This window comes from Marinomonas gallaica (assembly GCF_001639745.1).
Taxonomy (GTDB): Bacteria; Pseudomonadota; Gammaproteobacteria; order Pseudomonadales; family Marinomonadaceae; genus Marinomonas; species Marinomonas gallaica.
On sequence record NZ_LTAX01000002.1, the window covers coordinates 98,633 to 110,779 of the forward strand.

At 48.2% G+C, this 12,147-nt stretch carries 10 protein-coding genes; 5 read left to right on the forward strand and 5 right to left on the reverse strand.

The features are described from left to right. Positions 1-22: 22 nt before the first annotated feature. Complete coding sequence (locus AYW76_RS02600; protein WP_067215391.1) at positions 23-706, forward strand: Fe2+-dependent dioxygenase; 684 nt, start codon at positions 23-25, stop codon at positions 704-706. A 35-nt stretch (positions 707-741) separates the two neighbouring features. On the opposite strand, the gene AYW76_RS02605 is transcribed toward AYW76_RS02600, so the two are convergent. Genes AYW76_RS02605 through AYW76_RS02620 form a run of 4 tightly spaced genes read right to left on the reverse strand, consistent with a single transcriptional unit; the run spans position 742 to position 4,073 of the window. After that, the gene (locus AYW76_RS02605; RefSeq protein WP_067215394.1) at positions 742-1,818 is read right to left on the reverse strand and encodes an alpha-hydroxy acid oxidase; all 1,077 of its coding nucleotides are present in this window, start codon (positions 1,816-1,818) and stop codon (positions 742-744) included. A gap of 13 nt (positions 1,819-1,831) precedes the next feature. Continuing rightward, a complete protein-coding gene (locus AYW76_RS02610; protein ID WP_067215397.1) occupies positions 1,832-2,203 on the reverse strand; it encodes a DUF3325 domain-containing protein in 372 nt (123 codons plus the stop codon). Next, positions 2,200-3,777, reverse strand: a complete 1,578-nt coding sequence (locus tag AYW76_RS02615; protein ID WP_082866072.1) for a PepSY-associated TM helix domain-containing protein — start codon at positions 3,775-3,777, stop codon at positions 2,200-2,202. The genes AYW76_RS02610 and AYW76_RS02615 overlap by 4 nt, the downstream gene beginning before the upstream one ends. Continuing rightward, positions 3,774-4,073 carry a hypothetical protein gene (locus tag AYW76_RS02620; RefSeq protein ID WP_067215399.1) on the reverse strand — a complete coding sequence of 100 codons (300 nt, stop codon included), beginning with the start codon at positions 4,071-4,073 and terminating at the stop codon, positions 3,774-3,776. Before AYW76_RS02620 ends, AYW76_RS02615 begins: the two co-directional genes overlap by 4 nt. 445 nt (positions 4,074-4,518) lie before the next feature. On the opposite strand from AYW76_RS02620, the gene AYW76_RS02625 reads away from it, so the two are divergent. The 4 genes from AYW76_RS02625 to AYW76_RS02640 all read left to right on the forward strand — a co-directional run bounded on the left by AYW76_RS02625 (position 4,519) and on the right by AYW76_RS02640 (position 11,242). Beyond that, positions 4,519-5,691: an efflux RND transporter periplasmic adaptor subunit gene (locus tag AYW76_RS02625; RefSeq protein ID WP_067215401.1), complete on the forward strand. Its 1,173-nt coding sequence runs from the start codon at positions 4,519-4,521 to the stop codon at positions 5,689-5,691. After that, positions 5,681-7,609: a MacB family efflux pump subunit gene (locus AYW76_RS02630; protein ID WP_067215404.1), complete on the forward strand. Its 1,929-nt coding sequence runs from the start codon at positions 5,681-5,683 to the stop codon at positions 7,607-7,609. The genes AYW76_RS02625 and AYW76_RS02630 overlap by 11 nt, the downstream gene beginning before the upstream one ends. Then, on the forward strand, positions 7,610-8,950 hold the full coding sequence (locus AYW76_RS02635) for an efflux transporter outer membrane subunit (protein ID WP_067215407.1): 1,341 nt from the start codon (positions 7,610-7,612) through the stop codon (positions 8,948-8,950). 138 nt (positions 8,951-9,088) lie between these two features. Further along, positions 9,089-11,242, forward strand: coding sequence for a TonB-dependent receptor domain-containing protein (locus tag AYW76_RS02640; RefSeq protein WP_067215409.1), 2,154 nt, complete (start codon positions 9,089-9,091; stop codon positions 11,240-11,242). A 72-nt stretch (positions 11,243-11,314) separates the two neighbouring features. On the opposite strand, the gene dkgB is transcribed toward AYW76_RS02640, so the two are convergent. Then, on the reverse strand, positions 11,315-12,118 hold the full coding sequence (dkgB, locus tag AYW76_RS02645; RefSeq protein WP_067215412.1) for a 2,5-didehydrogluconate reductase DkgB: 804 nt from the start codon (positions 12,116-12,118) through the stop codon (positions 11,315-11,317). Between the last annotated feature and the right edge of the window lie 29 nt (positions 12,119-12,147).

Consider the following 12,147-nt stretch of genomic DNA (forward strand, 5'->3'; position numbering starts at 1 on the left):
CCTTCAATATGAGTTCGACATCATGCTATTGCACCTAAAAAATGTTCTGACACCAGAGCAAGTGAAAGACATTCGTCAAGCGCTGGACCAGGCCAATTGGCAAGACGGTAAGTTGACCGCTGGCAATGCTTCACACCAGCAAAAGTCCAACTTGCAACTGAGCCAAGAGGACCCGCTCGGACGCAAGCTCGGAGATTTTATTTTACAGACGATTGGCCAACGGGAAGATTTTATGAGCAGCGCGTTACCGGCCAAAATTTTTCCGCCCATGTTCAATCGCTACGAAGGCGGCGGCCAGTTTGGCTTTCATGTGGACAATGCCATTCGTCAGGTGCCCAATACGCCCGTCAAGATTCGCACAGATCTTTCAATGACCTTGTTTTTCAGCGATCCAGATGAATATGAAGGCGGTGAACTGGTCATTGAAGACACGTTTGGCACACAGCAGATAAAGCTTCCGGCAGGCGATATGGTGCTTTATCCATCAACCAGTATCCATCGGGTCAACCCGGTGACAAAAGGCGCCCGTGTGAGTTCGTTCTTTTGGTTACAAAGTCTGGTTGGCGATAACGAACAGCGCCGTACCTTGCATCAGTTAGACCAAACCATTCAATCACTTAGAACAGACATGCCTGACGACGAACGCATTCAAAACTTGATCTGGGTGTACCACAATTTGCTACGTCAATGGAGCCAGACCAACTAGGGTCTGACACCACACATCATAGGAGAGGAAGTAGGCTAAAAAGTTGTGTAAAGACAGTCTTGGTTGATGTCCTGAACGGTCGCACAACCACACAACGCCATGGTTGCTTCTAGCTCATCTCGAAGAATACGCAAACAGTGAGCAACGCCCAACGGCCCAGCAACGGCTTGAGCATAAAATACTGGACGCCCTAATAAGACAGCGTCAGCCCCCAACGCGATTGCTTTAAAAATATCACTACCACGGCGAATTCCACTGTCGAGCAGCACAGGAAGCGTCGCCCCCACAGCCGCACGAATGGCGGGCAACACCTCAATAGTCGCAGGCTGACTGTCCAGAACTCGACCACCATGATTCGACACAATCAAACCGTCGATGCCAAGCTCTACAGCACATTTCGCGTCTGCAGGATGCATGACGCCTTTCAGTAAAATCGGCAAGCTCGTTTGTTCTCGTAGCCAAGCGAGCGTTTGCCAGTCCGGTGCTTGCCCCATCCAACAAGCAAACACGGAATCGCCTTGCGCTGCCTGCGGTAAGCCATCAAGATTCACCGCACGCACTCCATCGGGCAGTTCAAATCCTGCCCTTTGTTCCGCGTTGCGTACACCATTAATCGGCGCATCGGCCGTCACAACAATGGCCTGATAACCTGACGACTCTGCGCGTCGTATGAGTGTCAGCGTGTCGTCTAAACTGGGTTGGCAGTATAACTGAAACCATCGCTTTGACTGCGGCGCCACATCGGCAACCTGTTCAATCGTCGAACTTGCCAAAGTCGATAAACAAAAGCCTACCTCTTGAGCTGCCGCTGCTTGCACACTACCTAACTCGCCCATCGAGCTGGCTAATTTTTGGTACGCTAATGGTGCGATCAGCAGTGGCATACTCAGCTCGGTGCCGAATAGGGTCTGACGACAGTCACCTTGCCCTAGACTTTCCGTCAGAATACGTTGCTGCACAAGCACTTCGTCTAACTTTGTCCGGTTACGTTGATGAGTGAAGCCATCCATCGAATACCCAGATAGATAGGCCCAAGTTGGCTCAGACAAAATGGTCTGCGCATGACGTTCGTAATCAGCAAGGCAGCACACATCTGTTGGAATTGGATTCATACTACAACTCTTGTTAACGGGACCGATGATCGATGGATGACTTTAACTCAGGCGGTGCAAACTTGTGCCCTAAGCAGGTATAGCGCCATAGCCATTTAAACCATTGTAAACGATAGCTAAACAGCGCAACCACTAATAGAGCGGATACCGTGATCAACATAAGCCAAGCCATCGAACCAATGCCGATGCCCCATATGACGACGGCACAATAAAAGGATGCCGTCATCGCCAACCAAGCAATGGCTTGCATGACCCAATATTCGCGCTGACTTAAAGGTTTGGCTTGGTACCAGCCTTTATAAATGTCCATATGATGCTTCTTAACCGACATAGCGAAATGCAGAAAGCCATAAAAGCTGAGTAAAAATGACAACGCTATCATCATGAGGTGATCGCCTTCTGCTCTGTGATTGTCTTAGATGAAGACGTGTTAGGTGCCATGACTAGCTGACTCTTTTTCCGCAAGTACGCCGCAGATGACAACAAGATCCCCCCAATTACTAGGCACATCCCATCAAAACTCAAGCGCAACACATCACCGTCTACAATGGCACCCCAAAGCCCAACAGGGGAGGTAAATTGATCTAACACTGGCAGCAAAGCAAATAGCCCACCAGAGACCCAAAGTTGCCATTGCCAAGCATTTCGATGACGGAAAATCGCCGCGTGCAACAAAGCAATCAACCAGACAATAAAAAAGCCATTAATCTCCCAGCTTTGACGCGTCAACATATCCGCCGGTAGCACACGGTTTAACCAGAAATAACTTGCGACAGCGCCACAAAGGCCAGCAATGCTGGCAATATTCAGTGTATGCACCAGCTCAAATCCAAACTGCCCTGCTTGGCGTTTAGCGCGCTTGGTTGCCCAAAGAATCGAGCCCGTGCCGACCATTAAAGTGCCAGACACGCCCGCAATGAAAAATAGCCAGCGCACAAAGGTATCGGCAAAACGCGCTTCGTGAAGTGTTCTCAGCACGCCATTGATGGCACTAACCGCACTGACGTTTGCGTCCGTCGGAGCAAACATCCCCGTCGCCTCGCGAACATTGCCATCGTAATCCAAGGCAATGGTTTGACCAAAGCGATTGCCTAAAAGAGATGTTCGCTCAGATGAGTAGAAAAGATATTCAGCGTCACGTGTCATGGGATTGTTCGCCAATAAAAAGCTTACTTTAGCGCCCAGCTCATGCTCAGCGGTATCTAACATTCGAGTTAAATCAGGCAGTGGCAAACGCTCAACAGGCATCGCTTCGACAACATCGGTAGTGCGCCCTTGATTTCCACCGTTGCCACCTCGGTTTATATCGCCACCCCAAAACACCAAGGTCGACGCCAGCAAAATCAAACCAGAGAAGGTAATCATCAGGTGAAATGGTAGTGCTAATACTGCCGTGACCGCATGCGCATCCGACCAACCTAATGAACGATTTTTGGTCCGAAACATAAAGAAATCACTGAAAATCTTGCGGTGCATAATAATGCCGGAGATCAGCGCAATGAACATCGCCAAGGTAGCGATTTCAACGAGTGTTCGCGAGACCCCTCGCGGTAAGTGATACAGTTCAAAGTGAAAACGATAGAGAAAGTCACCGCCGCGGGTTTCTCTTACGTTGATCTGCTCCCCTGTACTTGCATCTAGCACCTCCATCGGACCACGACGACGCTGATTATCACCAGGGTTACGCCAACTTAAATCTAATGTATTACTGCGTTCACTCGGTAGGCTAATGTTCCAACTCTCGGCGTCAGGGGCGACTTCTGCTAAACGCTTGGCGGCAATACTCATACTCTGTTCTGATGGCACGGACACATGTGCTTCGGGTGTCATCCAGTGGCTGATTTCCATGCGAAAATAAGACAAGGTGCCCGTCAGAAAAATAGCAAACAGCAACCATCCTAATAAAATGCTGCTCCAAGTATGCAGCCACGTCATGGTTTTACGTAATGGACCTTTCACGATAAACCATCCAACGCATATAAGCTCATCCAAGCACAAGCATTTGCAATCAAAGTAGTGAGTAAAGCTTTTCGATGACTGTTAATCGAAAACAACCAAATGATAGCGATAGGATAAAGCAAGAAGAACACCAAGTAGATCAACGAGCGCAATTCACGTACTTCTAAATTTGAGTACTTTGCTGCGACCATACTCAATATCGCCGCCAAACTATAACCGCCAACTAAAGCAATCACCACGCGCGCCACGACTAATAAACGTGGCCATGGGAGACGCCCATGCATCCAATTCGACATAACACTGTCGCCTTAATAATGATTTTCCATAAAATGAAGCACGCTCAACTGAACTGTCAAAACAGCAGATTGCACACAAAACAAGCAACTCAAAGCCAACAGATGATAATAATTATTATTTACAAAATCAATTGTAAAGCGTTACGATAGATCTTGTGTTTGAAACAGCACATCATCTCTTAAGCATTTTGCTGCGAGATTCCTGATAGACAAAAGCCTTTTACGGACGCAAATGCGTCCGTTTTTTTGTCATCTTATAAGCAAGCGCACCAGACGCCGCCCATTATTCATAAAAGCCCACTGTAAAGTACAAGATTTACATAGATTTACCAATAACCATTATCATTTGTATTTACATAATCTTGATATTTTGTAACCATACTTCGCGCTACTACTTCCTCGTCAAACACCTACTATCTGCCTAATCAAACGTGAGTAAACACTTATGATACGACTCCGCCCTTTGCTAAAACTGTGCATCTTGCTCATTGCATTTAGCATCCCTGCCGCAACGGCTTGGTGGTATTACCAAGACCAGCAAGGGGAGGATCAAAACTGGTTAAAAGAGCAAGTCACCCGAGGCAATATTGAAATCAGCGTCGCAGGAACAGGAACACTAGAGCCGTCTAATTATGTCGATGTTGGCGCGCAGGTATCAGGGCAGATTGAAAAGCTGTACGTCAAAGAAGGTGACGAGGTAAAGCAGGGACAGCTCTTGGCCGAGATCGATGCCACCGTATTTGAAATTGATGTCAATCGCTCTCAAGCCAGCTTGGAAAACCAAAAAGCTCAGTTGGCCCAGCTGGAAGCACAATTAACACTGTCCAATACCCGTATCGAGCGCGACCGACGCCTTCATAATCGTGGTGCCGTCAGTGATGATGCCTTGCAATCCGCTGAAACCGACATTGTGATTTTAAAAGCACGAATCGCCGCGATTGAGGCGCAAATAAAAGCCAGCAAAGCGGCTTTAGATGGCGATATTGCCACACTGTCATACAGCCGTATTTATGCGCCCATTGATGGCACTGTGACCAGCATTAAAGTACGCGTTGGACAAACGCTGAATGCTAACCAAAGTGCGCCAACGCTCATGACCATTTCGAATTTAAAACAGATGACACTCAGAGCCGCGGTATCTGAAGCGGACATTCATAAACTCAGTGAAGAAATGCCTGTACGCTTTTCGACACTGGGTAATCCTAATAGCTACTTCCACTCTACCGTTAATACTATTTTACCAACCCCACTGGTAAACAACGATGTGGTGTTATACCAAGTGTTAGTCGACGTCGATAATCGCACAGGCAAGCTAATGGATGGCATGAGTACACAGGTGTTTTTCATTGAAGCGGCCGCCAACGATGTTCTCATGGCACCATTAGCCAGCATCGCAAAACGCCCGCACGGCGCCGTGGCATTTGTTCCAGGCCCCAAAGGGGAACGTCAGACTGTCGCCGTCAAGACTGGCATTCAAAACCGTACCCATATCGAACTCATTTCAGGCCTGCGTGAAGGTGATGACGTCATTGCCGGAAAGAGCAATAGAGCTCACCAGGGGTCTGCCTCGTCATTAACGAACAACCGTCCACGCATGGGAGGTCCGCGTGGCATCTAAACACCCATTACTTGCTGTTGAACACATCCATCGCAGCTACCACAACGGTGATGCGCAAATCAAAGCGCTAGACGACGTCTCACTTACCATTGAGGAAGGAGAGTTTGTCGCTATTATGGGCCAGTCCGGCTCTGGCAAATCCACGTTGATGAATATCATCGGTTGTCTGGACACCGCCAGCGAAGGGCGCTATTTCATCAATGGCCACGACGTCAGTCAGCTGAACGTCGATCAGCTAGCCGCCTTACGTTTGAAAACTTTCGGTTTCGTCTTTCAACGCTATCAACTGTTACCCGCACTCAGCGCCCAAGAAAACGTCGCTCTGCCTGCACTTTATGCTAATACATCAAGATCCGAGCGTTATCAGAATGCTATAGCGTTACTGCAAAAACTGGGGCTAGAAGGGCGTGAACATCATAAGCCTACTGAGCTATCAGGTGGTCAACAACAAAGAGTCTCTATTGCTCGAGCGCTCATTAATGGCGCCGAGGTTATTTTAGCTGACGAACCAACAGGCGCTCTGGACTCAAAAAGCAGTGAACAGGTATTAGAACTGCTCGGTGACCTTAACCAGCAGGGGGTGACTATTATCTTGATCACCCATGACGCCGAGGTCGCTGCTAAAGCCAAGCGTCAGATTCACATTCAGGATGGCAAAATCCTTTCTGATAATGGTTGCAGCCGTGAATACAGTACACAGACTAACAACGAAACATTAAGCGACCTGCCGTCCATTGCGATCAGCGAAGCGGTCAGCATTTCGTTTCGAGCCTTGTATGCCAACTGGTTTCGTACCCTACTAACGCTTCTAGGCGTGGTGATCGGCGTCGCGGCTGTCGTTGCCATGATGGCTATAGGTGAAGGCGGTAAACAGCAAGTCATAGACCGCATTGAATCAATGGGAACTAACTTATTACTGCTACGCCCTGGCGGTGCAAACATGCGCAACTCGGGAGACATTGCGACCCTAACATTGGCAGATGTCGACGCGTTAGCGTTGCTTCCAGAGCTGGTCGGTATTGCTCCAGAACGTGAAGGACGCTCGACCATTCGTTACCTCAATCGCGACTATCGCAGTAAAATCATGGCAACCACTCCCAACTATCTACAAGTACGAGACTGGGAAATTGCTCAAGGCGTCATGTTCAACGAACAAGACAATCAAGAAAAAGCGCCTGTGATTGTCATTGGCGCGACCATTGCCGACTCTTTGTTCCCAAATGAAACCGCCATCGGTCGCTATGTCATGATGAAAAACTCGCTCTATCAAGTCATAGGCATACTCACTGAACAAGGGGCGTCTTCCGGGGGGATGAACAACGATGAAGTGGTCTTGATTCCGCTCCAAACAGGTTTAACCCGTGTTTTTTCCGGACGCTACCTTGGCGGTTTAACCATAAAAGTGCAAAGCGGCGAAGACCTTTCCGCTGTAGAGGAAAGCATTCGTCAACAATTAATCCAGCGCCACGGCAAGAAAGATTTCGGTATTTTTAATACTGCCTCACTAATCGAAGCGGTGTCAGAAACACAAAATACCATGACCATGCTACTTGGTTCCATCGCGGCGATCTCCTTGTTAGTCGGCGGCATTGGGGTCATGAACATTATGTTGGTGAGCGTTACCGAACGCCGACGTGAGATCGGCTTACGACTGGCGACGGGCGCCAAGCCCAAAGACATCTTGCGCCAGTTCAATATTGAAGCACTGGTTGTATGCTGCAGCGGCGGCATCATTGGCGTTTTACTGGGTGTTGGTGCTGCCCTACTGATCGCACGTTTTAATATTGCCATTGCACTGTCATGGCAGCCAGCAGTGTTAGCGTTCGCCTCAGCATTTTTAGTCGGCCTCATTTTTGGCCACGCCCCAGCTCGCAAGGCGTCACGCCTCAATCCTATTGATGCTCTGGCGGAGGAGTAAATGAAGTTTTTAATCTGCACCTGCTGCGCGTTGCTATTAACCGGCTGCGCCAGCCAAAAGCTCTATCAAACGCCGGAAACACCCGCGATGGCAGATACACAATATGCCTACAGTGCGTTTACCCCAGATCAGTGGCTGAGCTTTGGCTCCCCTGACTTAGCCCTTTTACTAGAACAGGCGTTTACCTATAATTGGAATCTTAAGATCGCCACACAGCGTTTACGCAGCGCCCAACTCGCCTTAGACCTTGAACGCGCTAACCAAGGCGTGAGTGCCAGTGGGATCCTCAGTGCATCCCAATCCACATCTACTGATGATTTACAGCACTATCAAAGCTCCGAAGGGCTGTCCTTCTCGGCACGTTATGAGTGGGATCTATGGGGCAAACTACAAGCCCAAGAAGATCAGACCGCGCTCTCTGCCAAAGTCAGCCAATGGGATTTGGAGGCCGCCCAGATCAGTCTAACAGCGAACATTATTCGTCAGTATTTTAGTTACTTAGCCACCAAAGAGCGTTTGGCCATCGCGCAAAAAAACCTCGCCTCAGCTCGGGAAAGTTTAGAACTGTACACGCTACAACACGATGCAGGCGTCGTATCCAAGAGTGACCTATTACGCCAACAGAGTACCATTCTAAGTCTTGAAGAGCGCACCGAAACCTTAGTGCTGCAGCAAGCGGATCAAGCTCGAACCATAGCGCTGCTGAGTGGCATCGACCAATGGATTGAGTACGCCCCCAATACATTGCTATCAGATATCAACGTACCACAAGTGGCTCTGAACCAACCAGCACAGCTGATTCGTCAACGGCCTGATCTAAAAGCGGCTGAAGCCAGTGTCCGCCAAGCGTTTTTAAGCACTACCATTACCGAGCTAGATCGCTGGCCGAATCTGTCCATTAGCCTCAGTCTACGACCGTCGGATTTGTATGATTTAGCAGAGCAATGGGCGGTTGCCTTATCCGAATCCATCGGTATGACTTTGTATGATGGTGGCGCACGTTCTTTGAACGAACAGCGTGCGGCCATTAATGAGATCATCGCTCGGTTTAATTACCAAAATACTGTGCGCACAGCCCTTGAAGAGGTAAAAGATAATCTAAGCAGCTATCAACAAAGCCTGATCAGCTATCGTTACCAACAGGCGTCTTACCAGAACCTTGAGCAACAAACCGACATTATTGAATACGAATGGCAGGAAGGTGTCAGCGATAAATCCGACCTAATCAGTGCTCAACGCAGTCTCTACAGTGCCGAAGAATCTCTCGTTGCCAATAAGCTTACGGTCTTACAGGCCATCACTGCTTTATATCAAGCAAACGGCAGTGTTCCGGTTTTGTAAACGAAGCGTTCCTTGCATTAAATGATAATGACTATCGAAAGCGTTTAAATATCATTATCAATATGACATTATCTCTGCATTATGACATTTGTAAGCACTTAGCTTACAAACCACCTTGATAATGGAGATAAAACGAACATGAAACGCTCGTTGGTTGCCATCGCTGTTGCGCTTGCTTCAGGCACAATTTATGCGGATGAAAAGCTTGATACCTTAATAGTGGAAGGTAAAGCGAATACGGAAATTCAAACGACAGCTGCGCCACGAGTCACAGCCGTTGAAGGCGCTCGTACCATTACAGCCGAGGATATTCAGGCACGCCAAGCGTCAACCTTGGCAGAGGCATTAGCGGGCGATGCAAGTGTTATCGTAGACGAAGTAAACGGGGCTCGAGGCAGTAGCATTACCATCCGCGGTCAGTCAGGTAACAACGTCAGTGTTCGTGTTGAAGGCGCGCCTAATAACCGCAGTCAAATCATGCACAAGCCCAGTAATGACCGCGATACTATTTGGCTAAATATGGATATGTATCAGTCCGTTACGGTTATTCCTGGTGCGGCAGGCGCGACCTATGGCAACGGCTCAACCGGCGGTCTTGTTCTGCTGGAAACCAAAGATCCTGAAAACATTATTCGCGATGGTCGTGATTGGGGAGCTAATCTACGCTACCGCCACGAAACGAATGGACAATCGGATGGCATCAGCGCCGATGTGGCTCGCCGTTTTAGTGATAAGTTCTCCGCCAATGCCACAATTTCGGCGCGCGATACGGACGATTATGAAAACGGCAACGGCATCACTGAAGCGGACACCGGTGCGGAAGATCTGAGCTATTTAATCAAAGGCGTAGCCACCCCAAATGAAGCAACGCGCATCGAAGCCAGTTTCATGGAAAACAACAAGAAATTCGACGAAACGAGCACCAGCGGTAGCGGCGAAATCACCTACCCTAACAAAAAACTCAAAGATCAAACACTTGCGACCGAGTACGCTTACAACCCGGCCAGCAATGATTTAGTCGATTTCAAAGCACGTATTAGCCGAGCAAAAAGCGATTTAAAGAGCGATCAGGGGACGGGGGATTGGCGCAATACCGGCGGCGTGACCACCACGTATGCCGAAATAGAAAACACCAGCGTTTTCTTCCCAACCTCTAATACGACCCACTCTGTCCGCTATGGCGCGGATTATACATTTGACGACATTCGCCTAGCCTATACAGATGAGCAAGGCAACCCAAATAAAGCGGAACGCACCTCAATCGGTGCCTATGCCAGCGACACCATTGAAATTGGTGACAATTTACAGCTTTCTGGCAGCCTGCGTTACGATACGTTTGAAGCCAAAATGCGCGACGATGACTTTGAATCCGAAGACTCATTCAACTCGAAAGTATCCGCCCTATGGAAACCTTTTGAAAACACCGCAGCGCGAGGTTTAGGCTTGACCGCGTTAGTCGGCACAGGCTATCGCTCACCGGCCATTTATGAGGTATATGGTAAGGGCTTTCTACAAGATGTCTTTCGCGGTAACGATGCCAATGGCGACGGCATCTACGAAACAGGCAACGCCTCTGGCTGTATGATCGGCCATGGCAGCTGGTGTACGATTCCGAATACAGATCTGACGGGGGAAACCTCTTTAAATACCGAGCTCGGCGTGGTGTTTGAGCGGGCCAATGTTTTCACCGCCAACGACCACCTCACCTCGAAAGTGAACTACATTCACAACGATTTGAAAGACCAACTTTACAACAGTGATTTGGGAACTTGGTACAACGAAGTCGACGACATTAATCATCCTGTTAAACAATACATCAACAACGACGAGGCAGCAGTCTATGGCTGGGAACTCTCTGCGTCTTACAACAGTAATGTCTTGTTTGCTAATTTCTCTATGCAGGACATGGCCGGCTACTCTGTCGAAGACGATGGTTCAAAATCACAGAATAACAACCTCGTACCACGTTCTGTCAGCACAACTTTGGGTACCTATTTTGATGATCAAAAAGGCCGTGTTGGGATTGATATGCAGCACCGTAAGGGTCGCCGCTACGAATCCCAAGGACGTGGTGGCGCTAGCCGTACCGAATATAAAGGCTACACCGTGTACGGTCTATTCACTTCATACGCCTTCACTGAGAACTTTAATGTCCAAGCTCGCATCGGTAACATTACCGATAAAGCTTACAGCAAAGGCTCATACAGCACGAATTTAAGCAACGGCGAAACAACAGAGCCAAGCCTAAATACAGGCCGAAATATCAAACTAGGCCTAAACTACCGCTTCTAGATTCACTCTGGTTAGCAAACCGTTTTCTTTCTGTTTTGAGCAGCCCTGATTGGCTGCTCTTTTTTTTCTTCCTTATTCGTCCCACTGCGGTGCAAAATCAGGGTCGACCTGACGATCATCACAATCTAACGTCGCAATCTTATCGATGTCCTCTGTATCCAGTGCAAGCAGCGGTCCAGCCAGATTATCTTGCAGGTTTTTACGTTTAGTGGAAGATGGAATCACCGTGATACCTTGTTGCAAAGCCCACGCAATGATGACTTGAGCGACACTTGCATTATGTTTATCAGCAATGGCTTGCAACGATTCATCTTTAAGCACTTTGCCTACTGCAAATGGCATATAAGCCGTCACATGAATGCCCATTTGGTTACAGTAAGACCGCAACTTATTGTTCTGTAAATAAGGATGAATCTCTACTTGGTTGTTGGCCAAAATACCATTAGGTAATAAAGCTTGTGCTTTTTCTAATAGCTCTATGGTGAAGTTAGAAACGCCAATACTTTTCGTCAAACCATGTTCTTGCGCTTTCATTAGCTCACCGAGATAGACATCCATGTTGTCGCCATTAGCCGGTGACGGCCAATGGATTAAAAGCATGTCGACATACTCTAATTGCAGTTTATCTAAGCTTTCTTTAACACTTGGCAAAAAGTCTGGCTGGGCAAAATTCTTCATATGCACTTTAGTGGTGACAAATAATTCATCGCGAGGAATACCACTGTCAGCGATTGCTCGGCCTACTTCGGCTTCATTACCATACATTTGCGCCGTATCAATGTGTCGAAAACCTTCTTCAAGCGCCATTTTCACAGAGTGATACCCTTCGTCACCTTCTAAACGAAATGTCCCCATACCTAAATTTGGCATTTTCATAAAGCTCTCCTTTTCACTGTCATTAGCTG